26 protein-coding genes are annotated in these 25,578 nt (G+C 33.2%); 11 read left to right on the forward strand and 15 right to left on the reverse strand.

Features of this window, described 5'->3' with window-relative positions; genetic code table 11:
* The 6 genes from ACXJH6_RS06415 to ACXJH6_RS06440 all read left to right on the forward strand — a co-directional run.
* A partial coding sequence (locus tag ACXJH6_RS06415; RefSeq protein ID WP_456470930.1) for a hypothetical protein occupies positions 1 to 300 on the forward strand: 300 nt, incomplete at its 5' end.
* Positions 297 to 1,526, forward strand: a complete 1,230-nt coding sequence (locus ACXJH6_RS06420; RefSeq protein WP_456470931.1) for a TolC family protein — start codon at positions 297 to 299, stop codon at positions 1,524 to 1,526. The genes ACXJH6_RS06415 and ACXJH6_RS06420, both read left to right, overlap by 4 nt.
* Positions 1,523 to 2,614 (forward strand): efflux RND transporter periplasmic adaptor subunit, encoded by a 1,092-nt coding sequence (locus ACXJH6_RS06425; RefSeq protein WP_456470932.1) that lies wholly within the window; start codon positions 1,523 to 1,525, stop codon positions 2,612 to 2,614. Before ACXJH6_RS06420 ends, ACXJH6_RS06425 begins: the two co-directional genes overlap by 4 nt.
* A gap of 3 nt (positions 2,615 to 2,617) precedes the next feature.
* Positions 2,618 to 5,737, forward strand: a complete 3,120-nt coding sequence (locus ACXJH6_RS06430) for an efflux RND transporter permease subunit (RefSeq protein ID WP_456470933.1) — start codon at positions 2,618 to 2,620, stop codon at positions 5,735 to 5,737.
* Between the two features lie 44 nt (positions 5,738 to 5,781).
* Complete coding sequence (locus ACXJH6_RS06435) at positions 5,782 to 6,921, forward strand: DUF6781 family protein (protein WP_456470934.1); 1,140 nt, start codon at positions 5,782 to 5,784, stop codon at positions 6,919 to 6,921.
* Positions 6,911 to 8,026, forward strand: a complete 1,116-nt coding sequence (locus tag ACXJH6_RS06440; RefSeq protein ID WP_456470935.1) for a phospholipase A — start codon at positions 6,911 to 6,913, stop codon at positions 8,024 to 8,026. The genes ACXJH6_RS06435 and ACXJH6_RS06440 overlap by 11 nt, the downstream gene beginning before the upstream one ends.
* On the opposite strand, the gene ACXJH6_RS06445 is transcribed toward ACXJH6_RS06440, so the two are convergent.
* The 5 genes from ACXJH6_RS06445 to ACXJH6_RS06465 all read right to left on the reverse strand — a co-directional run bounded on the left by ACXJH6_RS06445 (position 8,023) and on the right by ACXJH6_RS06465 (position 11,490).
* Positions 8,023 to 9,402, reverse strand: coding sequence for a leucyl aminopeptidase (locus ACXJH6_RS06445; protein ID WP_456470936.1), 1,380 nt, complete (start codon positions 9,400 to 9,402; stop codon positions 8,023 to 8,025). The genes ACXJH6_RS06440 and ACXJH6_RS06445 overlap by 4 nt on opposite strands.
* Positions 9,403 to 9,404: 2 nt before the next feature.
* The gene (locus tag ACXJH6_RS06450) at positions 9,405 to 10,043 is read right to left on the reverse strand and encodes a DedA family protein (RefSeq protein WP_456470937.1); all 639 of its coding nucleotides are present in this window, start codon (positions 10,041 to 10,043) and stop codon (positions 9,405 to 9,407) included.
* The gene (locus tag ACXJH6_RS06455) at positions 10,040 to 10,669 is read right to left on the reverse strand and encodes a nucleotidyl transferase AbiEii/AbiGii toxin family protein (RefSeq protein WP_456470938.1); all 630 of its coding nucleotides are present in this window, start codon (positions 10,667 to 10,669) and stop codon (positions 10,040 to 10,042) included. The genes ACXJH6_RS06450 and ACXJH6_RS06455 overlap by 4 nt, the downstream gene beginning before the upstream one ends.
* Positions 10,657 to 10,899 (reverse strand): hypothetical protein, encoded by a 243-nt coding sequence (locus ACXJH6_RS06460; RefSeq protein WP_456470939.1) that lies wholly within the window; start codon positions 10,897 to 10,899, stop codon positions 10,657 to 10,659. Before ACXJH6_RS06460 ends, ACXJH6_RS06455 begins: the two co-directional genes overlap by 13 nt.
* A 66-nt stretch (positions 10,900 to 10,965) precedes the next feature.
* Positions 10,966 to 11,490, reverse strand: coding sequence for a hypothetical protein (locus ACXJH6_RS06465; protein ID WP_456470940.1), 525 nt, complete (start codon positions 11,488 to 11,490; stop codon positions 10,966 to 10,968).
* Between the two features lie 120 nt (positions 11,491 to 11,610).
* Between ACXJH6_RS06465 and ACXJH6_RS06470 the strand changes: the two genes are divergently transcribed.
* Together ACXJH6_RS06470 and ACXJH6_RS06475 are read left to right on the forward strand one after the other, a co-directional pair.
* Positions 11,611 to 12,078 carry a hypothetical protein gene (locus tag ACXJH6_RS06470; protein WP_456470941.1) on the forward strand — a complete coding sequence of 156 codons (468 nt, stop codon included), beginning with the start codon at positions 11,611 to 11,613 and terminating at the stop codon, positions 12,076 to 12,078.
* A complete protein-coding gene (locus ACXJH6_RS06475; protein WP_456470942.1) occupies positions 12,053 to 12,331 on the forward strand; it encodes a nucleotidyltransferase domain-containing protein in 279 nt (92 codons plus the stop codon). Before ACXJH6_RS06470 ends, ACXJH6_RS06475 begins: the two co-directional genes overlap by 26 nt.
* On the opposite strand, the gene trpB is transcribed toward ACXJH6_RS06475, so the two are convergent.
* Genes trpB through pheS form a run of 10 tightly spaced genes read right to left on the reverse strand, consistent with a single transcriptional unit; the run spans position 12,328 to position 23,177 of the window.
* The gene (trpB, locus tag ACXJH6_RS06480; RefSeq protein ID WP_456470943.1) at positions 12,328 to 13,524 is read right to left on the reverse strand and encodes a tryptophan synthase subunit beta; all 1,197 of its coding nucleotides are present in this window, start codon (positions 13,522 to 13,524) and stop codon (positions 12,328 to 12,330) included. The two genes, ACXJH6_RS06475 and trpB, sit on opposite strands and share 4 nt — an antisense overlap.
* A gap of 9 nt (positions 13,525 to 13,533) precedes the next feature.
* The gene (locus ACXJH6_RS06485) at positions 13,534 to 14,082 is read right to left on the reverse strand and encodes an adenine phosphoribosyltransferase (RefSeq protein ID WP_456470944.1); all 549 of its coding nucleotides are present in this window, start codon (positions 14,080 to 14,082) and stop codon (positions 13,534 to 13,536) included.
* Positions 14,083 to 14,096: 14 nt separating this feature from the next.
* A complete protein-coding gene (gene efp / locus ACXJH6_RS06490; RefSeq protein ID WP_456470945.1) occupies positions 14,097 to 14,660 on the reverse strand; it encodes an elongation factor P in 564 nt (187 codons plus the stop codon).
* A gap of 15 nt (positions 14,661 to 14,675) precedes the next feature.
* Positions 14,676 to 16,244 carry a phosphoglycerate dehydrogenase gene (gene serA / locus ACXJH6_RS06495; RefSeq protein ID WP_456470946.1) on the reverse strand — a complete coding sequence of 523 codons (1,569 nt, stop codon included), beginning with the start codon at positions 16,242 to 16,244 and terminating at the stop codon, positions 14,676 to 14,678.
* Complete coding sequence (locus ACXJH6_RS06500) at positions 16,245 to 16,679, reverse strand: hypothetical protein (RefSeq protein ID WP_456470947.1); 435 nt, start codon at positions 16,677 to 16,679, stop codon at positions 16,245 to 16,247.
* Positions 16,676 to 17,836: a S1 RNA-binding domain-containing protein gene (locus tag ACXJH6_RS06505; RefSeq protein WP_456470948.1), complete on the reverse strand. Its 1,161-nt coding sequence runs from the start codon at positions 17,834 to 17,836 to the stop codon at positions 16,676 to 16,678. The genes ACXJH6_RS06500 and ACXJH6_RS06505 overlap by 4 nt, the downstream gene beginning before the upstream one ends.
* Positions 17,833 to 18,663, reverse strand: a complete 831-nt coding sequence (locus ACXJH6_RS06510; protein WP_456470949.1) for a 4-hydroxy-3-methylbut-2-enyl diphosphate reductase — start codon at positions 18,661 to 18,663, stop codon at positions 17,833 to 17,835. The genes ACXJH6_RS06505 and ACXJH6_RS06510 overlap by 4 nt, the downstream gene beginning before the upstream one ends.
* Positions 18,653 to 19,951 (reverse strand): 3-phosphoshikimate 1-carboxyvinyltransferase, encoded by a 1,299-nt coding sequence (aroA, locus tag ACXJH6_RS06515; RefSeq protein WP_456470950.1) that lies wholly within the window; start codon positions 19,949 to 19,951, stop codon positions 18,653 to 18,655. The genes ACXJH6_RS06510 and aroA overlap by 11 nt, the downstream gene beginning before the upstream one ends.
* A complete protein-coding gene (gene ytpR / locus ACXJH6_RS06520; RefSeq protein WP_456470951.1) occupies positions 19,948 to 22,194 on the reverse strand; it encodes a YtpR family tRNA-binding protein in 2,247 nt (748 codons plus the stop codon). The genes aroA and ytpR overlap by 4 nt, the downstream gene beginning before the upstream one ends.
* A complete protein-coding gene (pheS, locus tag ACXJH6_RS06525) occupies positions 22,191 to 23,177 on the reverse strand; it encodes a phenylalanine--tRNA ligase subunit alpha (protein WP_456470952.1) in 987 nt (328 codons plus the stop codon). Before pheS ends, ytpR begins: the two co-directional genes overlap by 4 nt.
* 49 nt (positions 23,178 to 23,226) lie before the next feature.
* Here pheS and ACXJH6_RS06530 point away from each other — a divergent pair, with 49 nt between their 5' ends.
* The 3 genes from ACXJH6_RS06530 to murA form a co-directional block, all read left to right on the forward strand.
* Positions 23,227 to 23,562, forward strand: coding sequence for a histidine triad nucleotide-binding protein (locus ACXJH6_RS06530; RefSeq protein ID WP_456470953.1), 336 nt, complete (start codon positions 23,227 to 23,229; stop codon positions 23,560 to 23,562).
* Between the two features lie 9 nt (positions 23,563 to 23,571).
* Positions 23,572 to 24,414, forward strand: coding sequence for a deoxyribonuclease IV (gene nfo / locus ACXJH6_RS06535; RefSeq protein WP_456470954.1), 843 nt, complete (start codon positions 23,572 to 23,574; stop codon positions 24,412 to 24,414).
* Between the two features lie 9 nt (positions 24,415 to 24,423).
* Positions 24,424 to 25,578 (forward strand): UDP-N-acetylglucosamine 1-carboxyvinyltransferase (murA, locus tag ACXJH6_RS06540; RefSeq protein WP_456470955.1); only part of this gene is annotated, 1,155 nt, incomplete at its 3' end.

Below are 25,578 nucleotides of genomic sequence, written 5' to 3' on the forward strand. Positions count from 1 at the left end.
CTTATTATCAGGGAAATAATCGACGGAGGGGAAAATTTTTCCGACGAGCTTATTAACCTGTTTATAAGATTCAGGGAAACGCTTTTAAATATTTTGAAAGAAGGAAAAGAAAAAAACGTTTTTAAAAACGACGATGTCTTTTTTACAATGCACGTAATTATAGGAATAAACGATTTTCATAAAATGGTAAAGCCTTTTGTGGAAAACAAACTCTCAAACATATATCAAAAACCGGATGAAAAAAAATTCAGACAAAACCTTAAAAAAATCGTTTTAAATTACTTAAAGGACGAATTATGAAAAAACTGCTTTTAACTGCCCTGCTGGCGTTTTACGCCAATGCGGACAATCTTAAATCCATACTTGATTACGCCATAACGCACAATGATTTAAGCGTAGCCAAGGATATAAACACGAAAAAACCTCTGCTTGAAAAAGAATCCATAAACAAAGACTATTATCCAAAAATCTTTATAGGCGGTATGTATCAAACCGTAAATCCGAGGACTTTCGGAAGAGCCGGAGACATTTACAGCGGATTTGCAAAAATATCTTTTAACCTTTATGACGGCGGAAGCAAAAAATATAAGATAAAAGCCAAAGATTTTGAGTTTAAATCACTCAAATTTCAAAGCAAATCATTCAAAAAACAGCTTCAGTACAATATCGTAAATCTGTATTACAATATAAAATCCTTAAAAGCATCACTTTTTGCCTTAGAAAAAGCAAAAGAATACCTAAACGCCGAATTAAAAAGGGTTACCAACCTGTTTCACGCCGGTGTGGTAACGGAAGATGAGGTTAAAAAAATAGAGGCCGCATTATTTAATACCGTCTATCAGATAGACAACGTCAAATATCAGATAAGCGAACTTAAAAAAAACCTGAACTTAGCCGTTGGCAGAAAAATTGAGAGTATCGGCGATTCTGAAATTTTACCGCCTCTAAATATAAAACCCGACACGCTTGATACGATAAAAAGCCTTCAGGCTCAATCAAAGGCTATAGAACACAGCGCAAAAGCCATAGATTCAGCATACAAACCTCAAATAAACATTGAAGACACCTACAGCCTGTACGGTTATGGAAGAGACGACGCCTTTCATCAAAAAGGAGAAGATAAGCAAAACCAGCTTACTTTAAGTATCAATATGATGCTCTTTGACAACAATTCAGTAAAAAAACAAAAAGAAGCTATTTTAATACAAAAATTATCGCTTCAAAAACAGATTAATTACTATAAAAAAGAGCAAAACAAAAACATAAAACTAGCCCTGCTAAATATCAAAACGATAAAAACCCAGATAAAAAGCGCAAAAAAATCCCTTGAAGCGGCCAACAAAGCGTTTGAAATAATTGCAAACAGATATCACGGCGGAGAAGTTACGATTGTGGATTATTTAGACGCTTTAAGCGTTAAAACAAACGCACTTGCACAATACAAAGCCGCACTTTACAATCTTCAGGTGGCATACGCAGCCTATTATCTTTATACAAACCACAATATTAAGGAGTATGTAAAATGAAAAAGTTATTGATTTCTGTTATGTTTTTAACGGCAAGCCTTTTTGCCCAAAACCATATGAATAGACCTATGCCGACCCCTCACGTTGATGTTTTCGAAGTGGAACCGGCTAAAACATTAAAAATAAACACACTGATTTACCCGGCCGAAACCAAGGCATACGAATATGTAACGGTTGTGGCAAAGGTAAACGGGACGTTGCAAAAAATGTTCTTTAAAGAAGGCGACAAAGCCCAAAAAGGAGACGTTCTTTTTAAAATAGACGATGCGATATACAAAGCAAGGGTAGAAGCGGCTATCGCTAATCTAAAAATGGCAAAAGCCACTCTTTATAAAGCACAAAAAGACTGGGAGAGAGCTAAAAAACTCTATAAAAAACACGCAATTTCCCAAAAAGAAAGAGATGCTATATTCAGTGCCTACAATGCAGCCCTTGCTTCTCTTGAAAACGCAAAAGCCAATTTGAAACTTGCCAAAATCAATCTTGAATATACAAACGTAAAAGCTCCCATAAGCGGGATTACCACTGTAAAAAGAGTCGATGTGGGAAATTACGTAACAATAGGAACACCACTTGTGGATATTTACAATATAGACAAAATTTACGTATATTTTTCAATTCCAAAAAGCGATTTTGAAAAAATAAAAAACGTTTATACTATAAAAGGCGATAAGTTAAAAGTCGATATCCTAAAAAACAACAAAATAGTAGCGGAGGGACTAATTGACTATAAAGACAAAAAAATAAACAAAAGCACTTCAACCGTTCAGTTCAGGGCTGTAGTTGAGAATAAAGACAAAAAACTGCTTCCGGGGGATTTTGTAAAAGTCAGACTCTCAAACGTATATCAAAACAATGCCGTGCTTATCCCTCAAAAAGCCCTGCTTCAAAACCAAAAAGGCATGGTTGTATTTGTGGCGCAAAACGGAATGGTAGGAGTTCGCCCTATTTTTGCGATAGAAGAATATAAAGATAAATTCATAGTTAAAGGTCTTGTAAAACCGGGGGATAAGGTAATAGTAAACAACTTTTTCAGAATAAGACCCGGTGCGAAAATCATTGTAGATAAAATAATAAACAAGGAATAAGAGATGTTTTCTAAATTTTTCATAAACAGACCAATCTTTGCCACCGTTGTCGCTTTAATTATCGTAATGGCGGGGCTTATCGGTATAAAAAACCTGCCTGTAAAAGAGTATCCAAGCATCACTCCGCCTCAGATAGTGGTAAGAGCCATATATCCCGGAGCGGATGCCAAAACACTCGCCAAAACGGTTGCAGCACCTCTTGAAGAAGCGATAAACGGGGTTGACAATATGATTTATATGAGCTCAACCCTCTCACCTAACGGAGTTGCGACCATTAATGTATTTTTTAAAATCGGAACGGACAGAAACCAGGCAAAAGTTGACGTAAACAACCGCGTACAGCTTGCTATGAGCAAACTCCCTGAAGCCGTTAGAAGACAGGGTATCAGCGTAGATGCAAGGTCACCGGACGTATTAAAATTCATAACCTTTACATCTAAAAACGGAGTACATGATATAACTTTTATTCATAATTATTTAAAAATAAACGTTGTGGATGACTTAAAAAGAATCCCGGGAGTCGGAGATGTTATCGTTTTCGGAGACAGGGATTATTCTATAAGAATATGGTTTGACCCTCAAAAACTAAAATTTTACAACTTCTCCCCAGGCGAAATTATAAACATAATAAGAGAGCAAAATAACCAGTATACCGCAGGAAGTTTAGGTGCTGAACCTATAAAAGAAAAAGTACCTTTTAGATACAGCATTACAACAAAAGGAAGGTTTAAAACACCTGAGGAGTTTAAAAACATAATTATCCGCTCAAACCCCGACGGAAGTGCCTTGAGACTTAAAGACGTAGCAAAAGTAACACTTGGAATGGAGAGTTATAACGTCAGAAGCTCATACAATTTAAAACCTATGATAGGTATGGGTATATTCCTATCTCCCGGGGCAAACGCACTTGAAGTCTCCGAAAAAGTGGATAAAACATTAAAAGAACTGTCAAAAAGATTTCCAAAAGACTTGGAATATAATGTTCCTTACGATATTACGCCGTTTGTTAAAGCGTCAATTCATGAAGTATTGGAAACACTGTATGAAGCGATTATTTTAGTTGTTATTTTAATTTATATTTTTCTCGGAAACTGGAGGGCTACTTTAATCCCTACCCTTGCAATTCCGGTATCTGTTATAGGAACGTTTGCCGGGCTTTACGCACTCGGGTTTTCCATAAACCTTCTGACCCTCTTTGCGCTTGTTTTGGCAATCGGACTTGTTGTGGACGACGCCATTGTCGTTATAGAAAACATTGAAAGAAACCTGCACGAAAATAAAGAATTAAGTGTAAAAGAAGCGACAATAAACGCCATGAAAGAACTTACCGCTCCTCTTATTGCAATAGTGCTCGTTTTAAGCGCCGTGTTTGTCCCGGCAGCCCTTGCGCAAGGTTTCAGCGGTGAATTTTATAAACAGTTTGCCATTACCATCGTTATTGCCGTTATGATTTCGGGACTTACGGCTTTAACGCTCACTCCCGCCTTAGCGGCACTTTTATTAAAAAGGGAAGAAAAGCCAATCTGGCCTATTAGAAAATTTAACGAATTTTTCAACTGGCTTACAAGAAAATATACACAGGCTGCAAAATTTACCATTAAACTTGGTATTTTTTCACTTGCATTATACGGAATATTAATTTATGCTACCATTAAGATAAATAAAATGCTACCTACAGGCCTTGTACCAACAGAAGACAAAGGCGTATTGATGATATTCAAATACAATATGCCCGCAACTTCTTTAAAAGAAACAGACAAAACCACCCTTGAAGTTGAAAAAAAACTTCTAAAACATCCGTTAATTGAAGAAGCAGCCGGGGTTAGCGGACTTGATTTGATGACAATGGCTTTTAAAACGGATTCATCATTTATGTTTGCCAAACTTATTCCGTGGGATAAAAGAAAAGACCCGAATGACTCTTCTATGGCAGTAGCCGGAAAACTTATGGGTAAATTTTCTACATATAAAGATGCCCTTGTGCTGGTATTTAACCCGCCTCCGATTATCGGGATGAGTTTAACCAGCGGATTTGAAATGTGGATTGAGGACAGAACCGGCGGAAGTATGACAAAACTTGCCGAACTTACAAAAAAAGTTGTAGATGAGGCTAACAAAGACCCGAGACTTATGATGGTAAGAACTACCCTAAACGCAAGAACGCCTATGTATTATTTAACTGTTGACAGGGAAAAAGCAAAATCCATGAACGTCAACGTCTCAGATGTTTTTGCCGCTTTAAGCTCAAATTTAGGCAAAGCATATGTGAATGATTTTAACCTCTTCAGCCGTGTGTTTCACGTAAATGCTGAGGCTCTTGGGGATTACAGAAAAGCGCTTTATAATCTAAAAAACATTTATGTAAAATCCTTAAATGGAAATATGGTACCGGTAAGTGAGCTTGTAAAAGTAAAAAGAATAGTTGACGCAGACGTAATTCAAAGATTTAACCTCTTTAATTCGGCATATGTAACGGGTGCGGCGGCTCCGGGACATACTTCCGGGGAAGCTATGGATGCGATTAAAGAAATTGCGGCGAAAATTCTGCCTCCCGGATATACAATTGCGTGGGCCGGAACTTCTTATCAGGAAGCAAAACTTAAACACTCAACCAATTATACGCTAATTTACGCAATGATTTTCGTATTTTTAATTCTTGCTGCTTTATATGAGAGCTGGAGTATTCCTATTTCGGTTATTTTATCCGTGCCTTTCGGACTTTTTGGAGCCGCACTCGGTATATATCTAATGAGATTTATGCATCTTGAAGCGGATATTTATTATCAGGTGGCACTTATTACGCTTATAGGACTCAGTGCTAAAAACGCTATTTTAATCGTAGAATTTGCGGTTGAGAGGTTAAAAAGAGGCTATAAATTACTAGATGCGACCTTAGAAGCTGCAAGACTGAGATTCAGACCGATTGTTATGACTTCACTCGCATTTATTTTAGGAACCCTGCCTTTGGTTTTCAGCAGCGGTGCCGGGGCTAACAGCAGACATATTTTAGGTGTTTCGGTGGTATTTGGGATGACGTTTGCAACACTTATAGGAACGCTGTTTATTCCGTTTTTATTTTATGTTGTAATGTGGATTAAACAAAAATTTTCAAAAAAAGCATAGAATATGAAAAAAATGTGTTATAATATAAAAAAAAGGAGTTAAAAATGTTAGACAACATGAAAACACAAATCAGACAAAACTTAAAAAAAGCCAAAGAAGAAGGCAGATTAACAGATGAGGAAATCAAAAACATCGTTAAAAACGCCGTATCAGAAGCAGTAAACGTTGCAAAAAAAACAGATGAAGAAATTGAAAAAATCGTAAAAGAAGCTATTAAAACCGCTACGGAAGAATTGAATGCTTTAGGAGAACAGACAAAAGAGCATATCGAAGCGGCAGTAAAAGGCGCTGTGGAAGCGATTGAACAATCTTACAGCAAAGTTGTCGAAAACCTTCAACAGGAAATGCTAAAAGTAAAATATCAACTTGAAGAAACAAAAGCCGAAATGATAATAAAACTAAACAAAGCCCTTAAAGGGATAAAAGAAGCAGCAAATGAATTTGATGAAAAACTAAAAACTGAAATTGAAGAAATTTTAACCGATATTAAACTAAAAAACGCTGAAATTTTAGGTGTGATGGAAGAAACTATTAAAAAAAGCGTGACAGTAATTCTTGAAGAAGGCGAAAAAGTAGAAGAAAAAGTAAAAACCGTAGTAAAAGAATCTTTACAAAACGCATTAAAAAACATTGAAGTAAAAGCGGAAAAAATCAAAGAAGTTTCAGAAGCGGCTATTGTTTCAGCAGTTGAAGCGGCAAAAGAAAAAGGCGAAAATATCGAAGAAACGCTAAAAGGCGCAATCGAAGGCGCGAAAGAAGCTATACTTGAAAAAGTAGAATCAACAAAAGAAGAACTCGAACATTTAACAAAAGAAGAAATCAATGAAATCATCACCGAGCTTGAAAAAATGCAAAAAGCATTAATTGAAACACTTAATAATGTTTCCGCAAAAGTGGGTAAAGAACTTTCTGAAACAATTGAAAAAGAAAAAGAAAAATTACAAAATGAACTAAATAAACTAAATGAAAAAATTAAAGAAACAACTAAAAAAGCGATTGAAATATTAAAAGAGAAAACACAGCAAACCAGTGAAGAAATAAAAGAAAAAGCAAAAGAAATATTAATAGAAACAAAAGAAGAAGCTGAAAAACTTGCCGAGCGTCTGGTAAAAGTTACAAAAAGCGCTATTCAAGGTATGGTAGAAGGAGCTAAAAAAGCATTAAAAGAAGAAGATGAAAAATAATAAAATCTTTCTTCTTTTTTTTGTACCCCTCTTTTTAAACGCCACTGATATTACAAATTCCGACTTAACAATTGACTACGCCACCGCTTTAAAACTTTATAAACAAAAAAAATATAAATCCGCTTTCCCTAAAATTTTACAAGAAGCAAAAAAAGGAAACAAAGAAGCGGCCTATTTGATTGCTTATATGTATGAAAACGGACTCGGTGTAAAAAAAGATTTAAAAAAGGCTTTTTACTGGTATAAAAAAGCAGCCGATGAATATTCATATATTGTAAAAAATAAATCACCTTCTAACGAAATCGTTCAATATGAAAAAGCTTTACAGTTTGCTTATTCCAAAGTTGATACTTCAGAGCCTAATGTAAAAAAAGAAGTGGAAAAAATTGTAAAAAGAGATTATGGTATATTACCTTATCATTCCAATTATTTTTTACCGGTAGCTTATTCTCCGACAAAAAACGAAACGGAAATTGAATTTCAAATAAGTCTTCAAAAACTTTTAAGTTATGATTTATTAGGATTTAATGAATACATTTCTTTTGCTTATACCCAAACTTCGTTTTGGAGGGCATACGCACATTCAGCTCCTTTTAGAGAAACAAATTATATTCCCGAACTTTTCATAACACTGCCGACTCCCGGTAAAATAGACTATTTTAGCAAATTAAAAGCCGTTCAATTCAGTATAAGACACCATTCAAACGGCCAGGGAGGAGAGAAATCCAGGTCCTGGAACAGACTGGTTTTAACAACATTTTGGCAATGGAAAAATCTGTTCTTAAAAGTAGAAGGATGGTATAGAATCCCAGAAAGTGAAGATGATGATGATAATCCCGATATAACAAAATATTACGGATACGGTAAAATAGAAATAAATTACCTTTATAAAAAAGATTTGTTTTCTTTAAAATTCAGAAACAACCTAAGGACTGAAAACAATAAAGGTTCAATAGAATTTGATTATTTTACACCAATTTACAACTCTGAAACGACTTACTGGTTTTTTAAATTTTTCAATGGATATGGCGAAAGTTTGATAGATTACAATAAAAACGTTACAAGAATAGGAGCGGGAATCGCTTTTTACAGGGATATTTTTTAATCCCTGTAAAAACTTTGAAAAAAAGATATAATACTATCCACACCGAATCCGCTAGCTCCGTGAGGATTATAACCCCACTCTTTTTCAACAAAAGCAGGTCCTGCGATATCAAAATGAGTCCATTTGTCTTTATTTTCCTCTTCTATAAAGTTACTTAGGAAAAGTCCCGCAGTCAAAGCTCCTCCATATCTGCTGCTTGCAATGTTAGAAATATCCGCTACATTACTTTTTAGCAGTTTTGGCAAATATTTGTTAAACGGAAGATATGCAAAATGCTCTCCTCTTTTTTCACCAACTTCAATTGCTTTTTGAATAATATCTTTATTAAAGCCCATAACTCCGGCAGTATATTCTCCAAGCCCTACAACACAGGCACCCGTCAAGGTTGCAAAATCCATAATAGCGTCAAAATCTTTTATATTTTCCTGAGCGTAACAGAGACAATCAGCCAAAACCAATCTACCTTCAGCGTCCGTGTTTCTAACTTCAATTGTTTTACCGTTTTTAGCTTTAAGCACATCGTCCGGTTTATATGCATTACCTCCTATCATATTTTCAGCCGCTCCTAAAATGGCATGAACCTCAACATCTTCTTTAAGTTCGCTAACTGCTTTTATTATTCCAAGAACAGTAACAGCTCCTGATTTATCGGCTTTCATAGTAACCATATAATCGGCAGGTTTTAAGCTAAGACCCCCGCTGTCATATGTAAGGCCTTTACCGACCAATACTACTTTTCTTTTTGCGTTTTTAGGTTTGTAAGCGATATGTATAAGTTTCGGCGGATGAGCGCTTGCCTTTCCTACAGCATAAAAAGCGCCGTATCCGTTTTCTCTTAACCACTCTTCATCATAAATTTTACATTCAAGTTTATTTTCTTTTGCTACCTCTTCGGCAATTGCCGCAAGTTTTGCAGGAGTAATTTCATCAGGCATTGAATTGATAATATTTCTTACAAAATTAATCGTATTTGCTCTAATTTTTGCTTCTTTAATAATTTCATCAAAATCTCTTTTTGAATTAATAGCAATTGTTTTTACAGGATGTTTTGCCTTTTGGCTTTTGTATTTGTCAAACTCATAATCCCCTAACATAAATCCTTCAAAAAAACTTAAAAGCAAATCTCTGTCTTTTGTATTAGGAGGCGTAATTTCCACACTTTCAAATTTATAGTTTTTTAAAGCTTTTATAATTTTTGCCGTGGCCGTTTTTAAGTTTTCGCTGTTTATCTCATCAATCCCTACATAAACTCTTTTTCTATCAGGCAATACCAACACTTCCCCGTCTTTCCCTTCAAATCCATACTCTTCAAACTTTTTACTTCCATTTACAACTATTTCAGCCTTTACTTGACCTTTTCCTTTAATAAATTCCATATCTACTCCTCCTCTTTTTTATTTATATACCATAAAATTCCCCATAACACTAATACGAATATAATTGAAATATACCAATGCTCTTTTGCCCATTTTAATATTTTTAAAAGTTCTTCTCCGAAATAATAAGCCGGAATAATAGTAACGCTTGCCCATACAAAAGCGGAGATTAAATTTATAATAGCATATTTTTTAGGGTCGTAACCGCTAACTCCTATAGCCATAGGAATTATTGTTCTCATTCCGTAAATGAATCTTTGGAAAAAGATTACCCAACCGCCGTATTTTCTAAGAAGTAATCTTGCTTTGGCAAATTTTCTCCGATGAGCTTGAAGTTCTTTTAAAACCCATCTTTTATTAATACGACCGAGATAAAAATATATCTGGTCACCTATAAATCCACCTAATGCCGCTACCAATATAGCCAGCCATAAATTCATATCTCCCGTATGGGAAAGTATCCCGGCCATAACAAGACCGGTCTCTCCCTCCATTATCGACCAAAAAAATAAAATTATATAACCATACTGTTTTAAAAGATTTACTAAATTTTCTTCGCTAAAAAACTCTTTTATGGAATCTAAATCAAACCCGTAAAGAAAAATTGCAAACGAAATAATCAGTATCAACCATTTTTTCATAATATCTCTTTTTTTATGTTTTCTATAAAGTTTTTATAATTATTTAAAATTTCATTCAAATAATCTACTTTCTTAAAATTAACATTTTTAATTTTTTCTAAAGGGAATGTATTAAGCCTAAATAAAAAATCTTCCGTTTCAAAAATCATTTTTTCTTTTGCCATTTGTAAATATTCTTTTAAATTATAATTTTCTTTTTGTTTTAAAAAATAAAAATCAACAATATCTTTTGCTTCATCCCTTCCCATTATTGCAGTGATTTTATTTACAAAAATATTTTCTTTTGAATCAATTATAAAATTGTCTTTTTTTAAGAATCTGCCAAAATGAGGCTCAAAATGCGTATCTACAAAATCTACTTTTAAACCGTCAACATATAAAAGCCTAAAAAATTGTGCTTCAACTTCGATTTTTATATTAAATTTTTCCTTTAAATTATTTATTATTTCCCTGATTTCATAAGCATAATATTCATCAACACAAAAAAAATCCAAATCATCCGAATATCGGATATCATAATAAAATCTGTGCAGAGCCGTCCCACCCGTTAGATAAAATGATTTAGTAATACTAAAAACTTCATTTAAAACTTTGTCTTGTAAATTATATAATTTTAAATAATCCAAGAAAGCTCCTTAATTTCCGAAGGCTCGTTAAATATTAAATTTTTTAAGATCATATATCTTCTTTTATGATATTTATTAAAAGGTTTATATTTTTGCAAATATTTTTTAATTTCTTCGTCAGTAAAATTTTGCTTTAATTTTTTATAATAATCTTTTTCATACTGTAAAATCTTAAAAAAAAGAGTTTGTTTATCTTTTATATTATAATCATTCCAAAAGAGATGTTTCAAAGTAAGCCTTTTTTAGTGAAATTGTAGCATATTTTGGAGATTTGATTAGAAAAGAAAAAAAGAAGCTTAGTAATATAATTTGTATTCGTGATAAGTTTTATTGTTCTTTTCTTTTAGCTTTCCTACAGCAAGAACTAAAAATTTAATTTTTGGAATAGGATTACTGCCAAACCCTTCTCCAAATATACCGTTAGTTTTTACAATATAAAAATAATTATATTCATAAGAGCCGTCAGCATTATTATATTTAGCAAATGTTTTAAGATTCGGAAATTCAATATAGGCTTCACCTGGTCCAATATAACCAAGTGCATGGATTCTATCATATCTATATGTAATTTTTTCCAACAAAGGCAATAGATAACAAATACCCTTTTCTTCATAAGGATCAATAGGTTTAAAACTATAAGGGCTAAATTCGCCGTTATAAATATATTTGCATTCTTTTGATAAAACCGAATACAATTTATTTATATCAATTTTGTCTTTTTTAAAATTAACCTCATTTTTTAACACTTTAATTAAATTTTCTTTATTGAATTCTAAAAGTTTTCGACCGGCTAAATCTTCTTTCGCAAAAACAAAACTCAAACATACAATAAAACAACAATCCTTTTCATCTACTTTCTCCTTTTTTTAAACGATTATACTCTCTCTATGTCAAGATTAAAATTATAATTTTTGCTACAATTTTAAAAAACAAGGATATGAATGATAAAAGAAAAATTAAAACTTTATTTTCAAGAAGCCCAAAAACATATTGAAAAAATAGATAAAGCAAAAGAAGTTTTAAATAAACATTATCCATTCAATATTGATACATTAGAAGAGTTAGAAGAGTTTGAAAAAGACAAACTTGATGTTTTAGCTTTTAGATTTGCTAAACTTCAGGATTTGATGGGAGAGAAAATATTTAGAAATATTTTAAATTTAATGGGATATAATACTCAAAGACCTTTTATAGAAATTTTAGCCGAACTTGAAAGGGAAGAAATACTGAATACTCAAACTTGGATTGCATTAAGAAATGCAAGAAACTCAATTTCTCATGAATATCCTTATATGGAAGAAAATTTAATAGAAGCAATAAATTTTTTATTGGAAAATTCAGATTATTTAAAAAATGTTTTTTATAAGTTAAAAAGGCTTTTTGATGAGATTGTCTCAAAAAGAAATTAATTTTATAAAACAAACCGTTTTAAACTTTATTACGGATGCTAAAATATATATTTTCGGAAGTATTTTAAATGATGATATAAAAGGCGGAGATATTGATATTTTTATAATTACAAATAAAAAAATAGATTTTTTAACAAAATCAACTTTGAAATTTAAACTTGAAAATTATCTTTTTCGTCCTGTTGATTTGGTGTTTCATAAAAATTTTAATTTACCAATAGAAAAAGAGGGATTAAAAGGGATTGAAATTTAATCGAAATGAAGAAGATTTTTAGCCTGTATCATATCTTTATCGCCACGTCCTGAAAGATTTACTATTATAAGCTTATTTTCTATATCTTTTAATTTTTTTAGATATGCCACTGCGTGTGAGCTTTCAAAAGCAGGAATTATTCCCTCTTTTTGCGAAAGCCACACAAACGCATCAAGCGCTTCTTTATCGGTGATATAATCGTATTTTACGTTTCCTTTTTCAAAATGATAGGCGTGTTCTGGTCCGATTCCGGGATAATCAAGCCCCGCAGAAATTGAATGGGCTTCAAGTATCTGTCCGTCATCATCCTGCAACAGATAACTCATCTGTCCGTGAAGCACTCCTGGAGCTCCGGCGTTTAGGCTTGCGCCGTGTTTACCACTCTCAATCCCAAGTCCTCCAGCTTCAATCCCGATACATTGCACGTTTTCTTCTTCCAAAAAGTGTGAGAAAATTCCCATAGCATTACTACCTCCGCCTATACAGGCTATAACGTAATCGGGCATTTTTCCTTCTTTTGCTAAAATCTGAGCTTTTGCCTCATATCCGATAATAGCTTGAAAATCTCTAACAAGCATTGGGTAAGGATGAGGACCTGCTACTGTTCCTATTACATAAAAAGTATCCCTGGCATTTGTTACCCAGTATCTTATTGCTTCGTTCATAGCATCTTTAAGCGTTTTGCTGCCGCTTTTTACAGGATGAACTTCCGCTCCTAACAGTTTCATTCTAAATACATTTAGTTCTTGTCTTTTTACGTCTTTTTCCCCCATAAATATTTCACACTCAAGCCCTAAAAGTGCTGCAGCTGTAGCCGTAGCCACTCCATGTTGACCGGCTCCGGTTTCGGCAATTACTCTTTTTTTACCCATTTTTTTAGCCAAAAGCACCTGTCCTATCGTATTATTTACTTTATGAGCCCCGGTATGATTTAAATCTTCTCTTTTAAGATAAATTTTAGTGTTTAATTCTTTACTGAGATTAGGAGCATAATAAAGTCCGGTAGGCCTGCCGATATATTCCTTATAATAATAATCCATCTCTTTCCAAAATTCTTTATCAAAACGTATATTTTTATAAAAATTTTCCAGTTCTATAAGAACTGGCATAAGCGTTTCAGGCACATATCTACCACCAAACTTATCAAAATGACCTCTATCATCAGGGTCGTAAATAGGTTTTGGAATATACATCATCATCCTTTAAAATTTTACTAAGCTGTCAACTTTTATACCCATATTTCTTAATTTTTCCGCTCCCTTAAGAAAAGTAAGCTCGATTAAAAATGCACTCGCAACCACTTCGGCTCCAAGTTTTTTTACAAGTTTAACGGCAGCTTCGGCTGTTCCTCCTGTGGCAATCAAATCATCCACTATTAAAACTTTTGGGTTTTTCATATTTTTAAAAGCGTCTATATGAATTTCAATCTCATCAAATCCATATTCAAGAGCATACTTTTCACTGACAGTTGTATAAGGAAGTTTCCCTTTTTTTCTAAGGGGAATAAAACCTTTTTTCAATTTTGCGGCAATAGGAGCTCCGAAAATAAATCCCCTGGCTTCTATTCCGCAAACAAAATCAATATCTTTATATTTATCGGCAAAATAATCTATTATTTCGCTAAAAAGTTCACCGTCATTTAAGACGGTAGTGATATCTTTAAAAATTATCCCTTTTTTGGGATAATCAGGAATATCTCTTATTGCATTTTTTATTTTTTCTTCAAGTTTTTTTAATTCTCCACTCTCCATTCTCAATTCTCCATTTATTTCACTTTTTCTAAATATTCACCGGTTCTTGTATCTACTTTAATTCTATCACCTTCCACGATATGACACGGAACCGTTACAACCGCTCCCGTTTCAAGTTTTGCTGGTTTTCTACATGCACCGCTTCTGTCTCTGTTACTAACAGGCTGAGTTTCTATAACTTCAAGTTCTACCTGCATTGGAAGCTCAACACCGATTACTTTTCCATTGTGAAATAGAATATCAACATTCATACCTTCAAGTAAAAAGTCTTTACTCTCTTCAAATGTTTTAACATCAACAGGCAGCATTTCAAATGTTTCGTTATCCATAAAATGGTAAATATCACCTTCATTATATGAATATTGATATTTTCTTCTTTCAAGATTAGGCTCATCAGCTTTATCGCCTGCGTGGAAAGTTTTTTCAATTACTCTTCCGTCGATAAGGTTTTTAAGTTTTGTTCTAACAAAAGCGGCACCTTTTCCCGGTTTAATGTGATGATATTCTATAATTTTATAAGGTACTCCGTCTAGTTCTATATTTAGATATTTTTTTAAATCACTCATTCCGTATGCCATTTTTTTCTCCTTAAATTAAATTTCTGCGTACCCAACGCTAAGGGCGGCTTTTAAGTTTCTAAGCTCTTCTAACACTTCATCGTTTACATTATTATCAACAATAATTACAGCCATTGCTTGACCTTCTTTATTTCTTCCAAGTCTAAAGTCTGCTATGTTTATATTGTGTTTTGCTAAAGTCATACCAACTTCCCCGATAACCCCGGGAACATCCGTATTTTTAAAGAATATCATCTTACCTTTTGGCTCAAATTCTAAATCAAATCCTTTAAATTCTACAATTCTTGGATGATTTTCAAGCATAGTCCCGCTTATTGAATATTCACCATCATCAGTAATCACTTTAATATTTACTAAATTTTTATACGTTTCGTTTTTAGAAGATTTTACTTCTGTCTCGATTCCCTTTTCATTTGCTAAAAATTCAGCATTCACATAATTTACATTATCCGTAATATTTTTTAAAAGCCCAACTAATGAAAATGTTAAAACTGACTTATCTTCTTTTGCTATATCTCCGCTTAAGTTTATTTTTACTTTTTTAATAGGTTTATTAATGATTTGGCTTAAAATATACCCCATTTTTTGAGCAAGTTCTAGATATTTTATAACCCATTCCGGAGTATTTGCCGTATTTATAGGAAGATTTAAAGCGTTTGGATAACTGCTACCTCTTAGAGCCTCAATTATAGCTTCAGCTGCCTGGACTGCAATTCTCTCTTGTGATTCAATAGTATTTGCACCGATATGTGGTGTAACTGAAGTATTTTCAAGTTCAAAAAACGGATGTTCCGTTACCGGTTCTTTTTCAAACACATCTATTCCAAGCCATCTGATTTTTCCGCTTTTAAGTCCTTCATAAACATCTTTTTCATTATATAGTCCACCTCTTGCACAGTTAATCAAAACTACGCCGTCTTTCATTTTTTCAATCTCTTTTTTTGTAATCATATTGATTGTTTCAGGTGTTTTTGGAGTATGGATTGTAATAAAATCACATTTAAGTATTTCATCAAAATCAGTCGTATATTTACATCCAAGGTCGGTTGCTTTGCTAGGGTCTATATACGGGTCATATGCTATTACATCCATTTCAAGCGCTTTTGCCCTGATACCCACACGGCTTCCGATATTACCAAACCCGATAATTCCAAGCTTTTTACCGGCAAGTTCAATTCCAAGCCATTTTTCCCTGTTCCATTCATGCTCTTTTTTTAAATTCCAAACGGCATTGGTAAAACTTCTAGCAGCCGTTAAAAGATGAGCCATCGTAAGTTCAACCGCCGCAAGCGTATTAGCCGTTGGTACGTTCATTACAATAATACCTCTTTTAGAACATGCCTCAATATCTACATTATCAACACCAACACCCGCTCTGACTATTGCTTTTAATTTTTTTGCATGAGATAGAAACTTTTCATCAACTGGAGTCGGACTTCTTGTAATAACACCATCCACATCTTCGATTATTTTTAAGAGTTCATCTTTTGGAGTTTTGCTGGCATCTACAAGTTCGATATCTTTGGCTTTTTTTAATATTTCCATTCCTGCTTCATGAATCGGGTCACAAACTACTACTTTCATTTATATCCTTTTTTTAATTTTTTCTATTTTTACGTTAAAGTTATATTCTTTAAACAAGTTTAAAATCTTTTCAGCCTCTGCTAAACTTTTAAAAAGAATATAAATTTTTATCTCTTTTTTTTCTTCTAAAAGAGAATAAATAAGACCGTAATTATCTAAAATTGCTTTTATATTAAAAACAGCGTATCTGTCATTTACATTAAGCGCTAACTTATAAAGAATTATATTTTTATAAGTCCTGAAATCTATTTTCATATATAAAATTCTAGCCGGAAAATTATAAATTTCCGGCTTTTTTAAAGATATCTCTTTTTTTAAAGGTTTTACCACTTCTTTTACCGGCTTAAACTCTACTTCGGGAGCTGAAATTTTAACATAAACATAGCCTAATATAAATAAAATTAAAAAACTTAAAATCCAAATTAATATTTTCATTCAGCAAGTTTAATTCTATCCCCGTTTATTTCTATAATTTTACCTCTAAACTCATCACCGATATAATATTCATTCTCATAATCCTCTTTTCTTACCAATGCCTCAACATCTCCTAAATCAATAAACATTCCAAAATCTGTTACATATTTAACCTTACCTTTTACTTCATCTCCTATATTATGCTCTTTTTCAAAAGATTCATAAGGATTAGATATAGCATCTTTTCTTGAAATTATAACTTTATTTTCATCAGGCGATATAGTAATTACCTTAAACTGCAGTTTATCCCCTATATTAAATACATCCTGGGCTTTTTCCCCTTTTTTATAGGATACAAATTTATTAGGCAACAATACACTAATACCGTCAATTTCTACAAAAGCCCCCACATTTATAAATTTAGTAATAACACCTTCTACAATATCTCCTACATTATATTTTTTAGCAAATTCCACAGCCGGTTTAGTCAATAAATTTTTTCTTGTAACCCTTAACTTCTCTTCTTCCGGATTAATTTCTACTATTTCAACCTCAATTTCCTCTCCAAGCGTTAAATCATTAATTCCATCCCAGTTTATTTCACTTATATGTAAAAATCCTTCTACTCCGTTACCCAAATCAACAAAAGCACCATAATCCGTAATATGAGAAACAGTAACTTTTACCCTGTCTCCGAGATTTAAATTCTTTACTTCATCCCAAGGATTAGGAAGAGCTTTTTTTATAGAAAACACTCTTCTTTCAGGGTCAACTAAAATAACTTCTATTTCATCGCCCTCATCAAAATATTTTTTATGGTCTATTTTCTTATAAAAAATTTCATCTTTAGGCACAAAGCCGCTTATACCATCAATATCTATTACCAAACCGCTTGATTTTACTTTTGTCACTTTTGCAGGAATTATTTTGTCTTTTAAAGAATTTATTTTTTCCCTAACCTCATTTAAATACGCTTTTCTATCTACAACAACAGAATTTTCTTTAAACTCTTTTACTTTAGCTTTTATATTTTTTCCTATAACACTTTCATCTTCTTTAAGACCGCTAAGACTTTTAGGAAGAAAAAACTCAACATCGTCTTTTTTCCCTACAAAACCACCTTTTATAAGTTTCTCTATTTGAAACTCTACCACATCACCTATTTTTAATTCACTCATGTTACATCCTTTATCTTTGAGATTATTCTTTCTACCAACCACTCAGGCGTCGATGCTCCAGCACTTACACCGCAAAGTGTTTTATTTTTAAACCACTCAGGCTTAATTTCATTTTCACTTTCTACCAAATAACTTTCGCAGTGTTCTTTTGCTATATTATATAATTGTTTGGTATTAGAAGAATTTTTTCCTCCTACAATTATCATAATATCAGCTTCTTTACTAAGCTCTCTGACAGCATCTTGATTTTCAAAAGTAGCATTACAAATCGTATTAAAAACTCTCACTTCTTTATGATTTTTTATAAGATATTCAGTTATTTTTAAATAATCTTTTACTTTTCTGGTTGTTTGAGCAACCGTGGCTATTTTTTCTTTAAGTTTTATATTTTCGAGTTCTTCAGGTGTTAAAACAACGAATATTCTATTATGAACAGAATAACTCATAACCCCTTGAATTTCAGGATGAGCTTTATCTCCAAAAATCACAATATCGTAACCTTCTTTGCTCATTTTTTCCACAATTTCCTGCGGTTTTTTTACAAAAGGACAAGTGGCATCAATTACTTCTACTTTTTTGTTTTTTAATTTTTCGAGTCTATCTTTTGTAATTCCATGAGTCCTTACTATCACTCTTTTTATATTTTTACCAATTTCATCAATGGAGTTTATGTATTTAACGTTATAATTTTTAGCAAGCCTTTCTATTTCAAGAGGGTTGTGAATAAGAGGACCAAGTGTTACGGCGTTTTTGGAATTTTCAGCAATTTCCACTGCTCTTTTTACTCCAAAACAAAATCCGTAGCTTTTTGCTTTTTTAATCAGCATTTATCACCTCAAAATCCGCTATCTTCTCAAAAAGTTGAAAAAAATTAGGAAATGACGTATAAATACTTTCAGCCTTTTGTATTTCCATTCCACACAATAGCCCAAGGACAGCAAAGCTCATAGCAATTCTATGATCTCCATGTGAATCAACTACCGTTTTTTTTGGAGTACCTCCTATAATTTCAAAACCATCTTCAAGCTCTCTTGCTTCAATACCGCATTTTTTAAGATTTTCCACCACCGCTTTTATTCTATCCGACTCTTTAACCCTAAGCTCCTTTGCGTTTTTAACAACGCTTTTTCCCTCAGCCACAGCCATTGCCATAGCAAGGGCCGGAATTTCATCTATAAGCCATGGAATTTTTTCATTGACTTCAATACCTTTTAATTTATTGCCTTTTACAACAATATCCCCAACTGGTTCGTATTTATCTTCTTTCAAAATATATTCAATATCAGCACCCATTTTTTCTAAAGTTTTATACGCTTCTATTCTTGTAGGATTAAGGGTTATGTTTTTAAGAATTGCAGTTGAACCTGTAATAGCAGCGGCTACAGCAAAGAAAAAGGCGCTGCTTGGATCATTTGGCACTTCAAACTTTAAAGGAGAAAGTTTTTTAATTAAAGGATAAATAGTAACCTCACACGAAAGGTCAGCATTAACTTTTACATCAAGTTTAGCTCCCATCCCCTTTAGCATTCTCTCCGTATGGTCCCGGCTTAAGAAAGGCTCTTTATAAAAAGAAGGTTTATCGGCATTAAGAGCTGCTAAAATAAGAGCCGATTTTACCTGGGCAGAAGCAATTTTACTTTCATATTCAAAGCTTTTAAGCTCTCCCCCTCTTATTCCAAGAGGGGCTAAATTTCCGTTTTCTCTTCCATCAACCTTAGCTCCGATTTTTCTCAGAGGCTCAGCTACTCTTTTCATAGGACGGCGTCTTAAATATTCGTCTCCAGTAAGGACAAAAAAACCATCAATCCCTGCTAAAAGCCCCATATAAATTCTAATTGTGGTTCCACTGTTTCCACAATATAAGACATCATCTGCTTCTTTTAATTTTTTAGGCGCTTTTATTTTTATAATATCTCCCCCATCTTCTACTTCAGCCCCTAAAGATTTGGCTATTTCCAAAGAATTAAGTGTATCTTCTGCTCTTAAATAATTTTTTATTTCATTAACTCCATCGGCTAATAAAGAAAAAATGGCACATCTGTGAGAAATGGATTTATCAGCATCCACTATAAACTCTTCTTTAAACCTCTTACCGCTCTTAACTGCTAACCTCATCTAAGCTCAATTCCTTTCTCTTTTAAGGCATTTAAAATTTTCTCCATTATATCATTAATTTCATTTTCTTGTAAAGTTTTATCAGCCTGAAGTATAAATCTTATTGTTAAAGAATTTTTATCTCCTAAATTATAAATATCTATCGGATAAAAATCTTTAAGTTCTTCAATTCCTAAAGAATCAATAATTTCAAATACTGCCTTATAAGGCATATTTTTATCAACAACTAAACTTAAATCTCTCGTTACTTTTGGGAATCTGATAATATCTTCAGCCAATTTTTTTATTTTACTAACTACATCTAACTCTATTTCGGCAAAATAAGTATCGTCAATATCAAAATCTTTAGCTACCTTTGGATGAAGCTTAGCAAGTACTCCTATCTTTTTTCCGTCTTTTATTATTTTAGCACTTTGGTACGGATGAGCTATAGGATGAAAATCATTTTCTTCAAGAGTTATATCACCAAAAATCTGAGAAATCTTATCTACCAAAAACTTAAAATCCACTTTTTCCGGTTTTCCATGATTTTTAGGATTTTCGTAATCTGCCTGTCCATGTATGACAAAAGCTATTTTTTGAAATTCTTCTCTTTTTTTGTTATATACACTTCCACTGCTAAAAAGGTAAATTCTTTTATATCCGTTTGCCTTGTTTCTTTGAACGTCTTCCAACAATTGCAATAAAAGAGTTGAACGCAATGTATTTAATTCTTTTGCTATGGGATTTATTAAATCAAGATGCTCATCTAAAGTTTCAAAACCGTATTTTTCAAGTCTTTCTTTGTCATCAAAAATAAAATGAATGGCTTCATAAAAACCGTTTGCAACGGCTCTTAATTTAATCTCGTTTAAAAATTCAATATTTTCTATAACGTCATTTGTCCTATCGGCTTCCGTAAACTGTAAAGGTTTACTCGGAATATTATCTATACCGTAAATTCTTAAAATCTCTTCGGCGATATCCTGAATATTTTCTATATCGCTCCTAAATTCCGGCACTTTTACCCTAATATTTTCATCACTGATACTTTCTATTACAAATCCCAGTTTTTTTAAAATCTCAACCACTATTTTTTCATCTATCTCAAAACCTATAATATCGTTTATTTCGTTGGAATTTACGTTAATTATTTTATCCTTGCAATCCACTCTTAAATCTATATCTCCGCTAAATACGGGAAGTTTTATTTCATTTAAAAAATATTCTATTCCAAATTTTAAATCAGGCTCACTTCCTCTGCTCGCTCTAAAGAAATATTCGTCCGTTTTTAAATTTTTCAAAAACACTATTTCACTAACATATTTAGGGTCTATATAATTTGCATTGATAATATATTTCCCGGTATGTTCTATATTTATTTCATTTCTTATTCCCACATAATATTTTCCGTAACATTTAAAAATATCCACTCCATCTTCACATTCAAGTTCACACTCTCCGACATTCGCTCCAATAAGCAATACGCCGGTAGCATGCATAGAATATTTAATATACTTATCAAAATCGTTTTTGGCTTCAATTTCAACCAGGGCAAGTCTGTAATCTATTTTTAAATTGCTTTTTATTTCACCCTCAAAAGCTCTTATCAAATGAGAAGAATGTTTAGCTTCATTTTTTATAACACTAACAATCCTTCCTATACCTTCTTGAAGTTCTTCAATTTCGGCTTCAAATTTTTTAAGCTCTTTATCAAGTCCTGCGCTAAGTTCTCTTGCAATTCCATAAACGCTAAAACAATCTCCTCTGTTTGCCGTAATACCTAGTTCAATTATCTCATCATTTAAATACTTCCCGACATATTCACCTATTTTAAGCTCCCCTAATGAATTATCAAGAACCAATATTCCGTCATTTAAATCGGGAAGTCCTATTTCTTTTGCAGAACATATCATCCCAACAGACTCAACGCCTCTAAGTTTTGCTTTTTTTATTTTAAAATCCCCTGGAAGCACGGCTCCCATTTTTGCTACAGGTACCAGTTGACCCGCAGCTACGTTTTTAGCTCCGCAAACGATTTGAAGTTCTTCATCACCCACATTAACGCGACACACGTTTAATTTATCTGCATTTGGATGTTTATGACACTCTACAACTTCTCCTACAACCACATTTTGAGGAATTTCTATTTTTTTATAACCTTCTACTTCCTGACCGATTCTATTTAACGTATCAATTATTTCTTGAGTTGAAATTCCATCTAAGTCGATAAATTCTTCAAGCCATTTTCTAGTTACTATCATTTGAACTGCTCCATCAGTCTAATATCTCCTTCATACATACTTCTAAGGTCGTTTATTTTATTTAAAAGCATAGCGAATCTCTCAACTCCAAGACCAAATGCGTATCCGCTTACATTTTCATATCCGACCGCTTTAAATACATTAGGGTCTACAACTCCGCATCCTAAAACTTCAAGCCATCCGGTATGAGAACAAACCCTACACCCAACTCCATTACAGAAAATACAGCTTATATCAACCTCGGCACTAGGTTCCGTAAACGGGAAAAAACTAGGTCTAAACCTAACCTTTACATCTCCGAACATGTGAATTAAAAACGTTTCAAGAATAAATTTTAAATTGGCAAAACTTACTTTTCCTTTTTCATCGACAACCAAACCTTCAACCTGATGAAACATAGGAGTATGGGTTAAGTCGTAGTCCCTTCTAAAAACCGCCCCTGGACTTATCATTCTAATAGGAGGTTTTTGCTTCATCATAGTTCTGATTTGAACAGGAGACGTGTGGGTTCTAAGAAGCGAGCCGTCTTTAAAATAAAACGTATCTTGCATATCCCTGGCCGGATGGTATTTTGGAAGATTTAAAGCTTCAAAATTATGAAAATCATCTTCTACTAAAGGTCCTGTTTCAACACTGAAATTTAATTTTGTAAAAAAATCCACAATTTTATTCATAGTATCGGTAATAGGATGTATGGCACCTGTGGGTTTTGGGTTAAAAAGAGTGACATCTATTCTTTCACTTTTAAGTTTTTCTTCAAGAAGTTTTTCTTCAAGCTCTTTTCTTTTTTGAGCTATAAGCTCTAAAGCTTTTTCTTTCAATTCATTAAGTTCTTTTGCTACTTTTTTTCTCTCTTCTTCGCTCAAGTTTTTAAGTTCTTTAAACTTTTGGCTTATAATACCTTTTTTTCCCAGCAGCTTAACCCTGACGGTTTCAAGCTCTTCCAAACTAAGAGCATTTTTAATATCGCTTAAATCCACCAAGACTCCTTAAAATTTTTGGATATAATACCAAAAAAAAAGGAGGCTTTCAATGGATTGTATTTTCTGCAAAATAGTAAAAGGCGAAATCCCAAGCAAGAAAGTTTTAGAAAACGACAAATTTTTGGCATTTCACGATATAAATCCCATAGCACCTATTCACGTGCTTATAATTCCAAAAGAGCATTATGAAAAATTCGACTTAACTCCAAGCGAACTTTTTAGCGAAATGGCTGATTTTATAAGAGATGTGGCAAAAGAATTAAATATCACTGATTACAGACTTATTACAAATAACGGAAGCAACGCGGGACAAGAAGTGTTTCACTTACATATACACATGGTTGCAAATCCTGAGGGCAAGCTAAAATGGCCTAAACTTGTATAAGGCGGCTTAATGAAATTTATAGGAGCACATGTAAGCGCAGCGGGAGGCGTTGAAAACGCTGTTAAAAACGCTGTGGAAATCGGGGCAAACGGCTTTGCCCTTTTTACAAAAAACCAAAGACAATGGAGTGCTAAACCGCTTAGTGAAAAAAACATAACAAAATTCAAAGAGCGGATGGAAGAATATGGATTTTGCAAAGAAGCCATACTTCCGCACGACAGCTATTTAATAAATCTCGGACACCCAGAACCTGAAAAAAGAGAAAAATCCTTAAAGGCTTTTATAGATGAAGCCCGAAGAGTTGAACAGTTGGAACTTCTTTATTTAAATTTTCATCCGGGAAGTCATTTAAAAAAAATAAGTGAAGAAGAGTGTCTGGATTTAATAAGCGATAATGTAAATTTCGCTATTAAAGAAACCAAATCATGTATTTTTGTTATAGAAACAACGGCAGGTCAGGGAAGTAATCTTGGATATAAATTTGAACATCTAGCCTATATTATCGATAAAATAGAAGATAAAGAAAGAATCGGAGTATGTATAGATACGGCTCATATTTTCGCGGCAGGATATGATATAAGAACAAAAGAAACTTATGAAGCAACTATGAAAGAGTTTGATGAAATTGTCGGCTTTAAATTTCTTAAAGGTATGCACATTAACGATTCAAAAGCAAAATTCGCAAGCCGTGTTGATAGACATCATTCTTTAGGAAAAGGTGAAATAGGAATAGATGCTTTTAAATTTATTATGCAAGATAAAAGAATAAACAATATTCCTTTAATTCTTGAAACAATAGAACCCAATATTTGGGCTGAAGAAATTAAACTGCTCAGAAGCTTCGAAAATTAAAGGTTTTTTATGTATAAATATCTTCATATTTACGAATCCCCTAAACTATCAGGAAGCGTAACAATAAGCGGAGCAAAAAATGCGGCTTTACCTCTTATAGCTTCGACTATTTTATCTGATAACGACATTGAAATGACAAATGTACCAAATGTCGCGGATGTAAAAACTTTATTAAAACTTTTGTCAAATCTCGGAGCCCGATATGAATTTGATAATAATAAACTAAAAATTAACACTTCATCCATAAATAACACCACCGCCGTTTATGAAATTGTAAAAACTATGAGAGCTTCCATTCTTGTTTTAGGACCTCTGTTAGCCAGATTTGGAGAGTGTAAGGTTTCTCTTCCCGGAGGCTGTGCAATAGGCGCTAGACCTGTAGATTTACATCTAAAGGCCCTGGAAACTATGGGAGCAGATATAAAAATCCAAGGCGGATACATCCACGCCAAAGGTAAACTAAAGGGTGCCGATATTGTTTTTGATAAAATAACCGTAACAGGTACTGAAAATATAGTAATGGCGGCTGCTTTGGCTGAAGGTGAGACAAAAATAATAAACGCCGCGAAAGAGCCTGAAGTAGTTCAATTATGCGAAGTTTTAAAATCGGCCGGAGTTGAAATAAAAGGAATAGGAAGCGATGAGCTTATTATAAAAGGAACTTCAAAAGAACTTTTAAAATTTCCTCCGTTTTCTATAATTCCAGACAGAATAGAAGCAGGGACTTATTTATGCGCTGGAGCTATTACCAATTCTAAAATCACTATAAAAAACGCAGAACCCGAGCATATGGAATCAATTCTTTTAAAATTAAAAACGATGGGATTTTCTTTTGAGATAAAAGAGAAAGAAATCACTATTTTGCCTGCAAAAAAAATAACTCCGGTAAACATCTCAACAACAGAATATCCCGGATTTCCAACCGATATGCAGGCACAGTTTATGGCAATAGCCACACAGGCCCAGGGAGTCAGCACTATTGAAGAGAGACTGTTTGAAAACAGATTTATGCATGTACCCGAATTAAACAGACTAGGAGCCAATATAAAAATCCAGGGAAAAATAGCTACTGTTTACGGACCTACAAAACTTTATGGAGCCGATGTTATGGCCACAGACCTTAGAGCAAGCAGTGCTTTGGTATTAGCAGGCTTAATAGCAAAA

This window comes from Caminibacter sp., assembly GCF_053999135.1.

What these genes read in the sequence shown, in the direction of transcription:
- ACXJH6_RS06420 (WP_456470931.1), top strand. Translation starts at nt 297, where the DNA reads ATGAAAAAACTGCTTTTAACTGCCCTGCTGGCGTTTTACGCCAATGCG.
- ACXJH6_RS06425 (WP_456470932.1), top strand. Translation starts at nt 1,523, where the DNA reads ATGAAAAAGTTATTGATTTCTGTTATGTTTTTAACGGCAAGCCTTTTT.
- ACXJH6_RS06430 (WP_456470933.1), top strand. Translation starts at nt 2,618, where the DNA reads ATGTTTTCTAAATTTTTCATAAACAGACCAATCTTTGCCACCGTTGTC.
- ACXJH6_RS06435 (WP_456470934.1), top strand. Translation starts at nt 5,782, where the DNA reads ATGTTAGACAACATGAAAACACAAATCAGACAAAACTTAAAAAAAGCC.
- ACXJH6_RS06440 (WP_456470935.1), top strand. Translation starts at nt 6,911, where the DNA reads ATGAAAAATAATAAAATCTTTCTTCTTTTTTTTGTACCCCTCTTTTTA.
- ACXJH6_RS06445 (WP_456470936.1), bottom strand. Translation starts at nt 9,402, where the DNA reads ATGGAATTTATTAAAGGAAAAGGTCAAGTAAAGGCTGAAATAGTTGTA.
- ACXJH6_RS06450 (WP_456470937.1), bottom strand. Translation starts at nt 10,043, where the DNA reads ATGAAAAAATGGTTGATACTGATTATTTCGTTTGCAATTTTTCTTTAC.
- ACXJH6_RS06470 (WP_456470941.1), top strand. Translation starts at nt 11,611, where the DNA reads ATGATAAAAGAAAAATTAAAACTTTATTTTCAAGAAGCCCAAAAACAT.
- ACXJH6_RS06475 (WP_456470942.1), top strand. Translation starts at nt 12,053, where the DNA reads ATGAGATTGTCTCAAAAAGAAATTAATTTTATAAAACAAACCGTTTTA.
- trpB (WP_456470943.1), bottom strand. Translation starts at nt 13,524, where the DNA reads ATGTATATTCCAAAACCTATTTACGACCCTGATGATAGAGGTCATTTT.
- ACXJH6_RS06485 (WP_456470944.1), bottom strand. Translation starts at nt 14,082, where the DNA reads ATGGAGAGTGGAGAATTAAAAAAACTTGAAGAAAAAATAAAAAATGCA.
- efp (WP_456470945.1), bottom strand. Translation starts at nt 14,660, where the DNA reads ATGGCATACGGAATGAGTGATTTAAAAAAATATCTAAATATAGAACTA.
- serA (WP_456470946.1), bottom strand. Translation starts at nt 16,244, where the DNA reads ATGAAAGTAGTAGTTTGTGACCCGATTCATGAAGCAGGAATGGAAATA.
- ACXJH6_RS06500 (WP_456470947.1), bottom strand. Translation starts at nt 16,679, where the DNA reads ATGAAAATATTAATTTGGATTTTAAGTTTTTTAATTTTATTTATATTA.
- ACXJH6_RS06505 (WP_456470948.1), bottom strand. Translation starts at nt 17,836, where the DNA reads ATGAGTGAATTAAAAATAGGTGATGTGGTAGAGTTTCAAATAGAGAAA.
- ACXJH6_RS06510 (WP_456470949.1), bottom strand. Translation starts at nt 18,663, where the DNA reads ATGCTGATTAAAAAAGCAAAAAGCTACGGATTTTGTTTTGGAGTAAAA.
- aroA (WP_456470950.1), bottom strand. Translation starts at nt 19,951, where the DNA reads ATGAGGTTAGCAGTTAAGAGCGGTAAGAGGTTTAAAGAAGAGTTTATA.
- ytpR (WP_456470951.1), bottom strand. Translation starts at nt 22,194, where the DNA reads ATGATAGTAACTAGAAAATGGCTTGAAGAATTTATCGACTTAGATGGA.
- ACXJH6_RS06530 (WP_456470953.1), top strand. Translation starts at nt 23,227, where the DNA reads ATGGATTGTATTTTCTGCAAAATAGTAAAAGGCGAAATCCCAAGCAAG.
- nfo (WP_456470954.1), top strand. Translation starts at nt 23,572, where the DNA reads ATGAAATTTATAGGAGCACATGTAAGCGCAGCGGGAGGCGTTGAAAAC.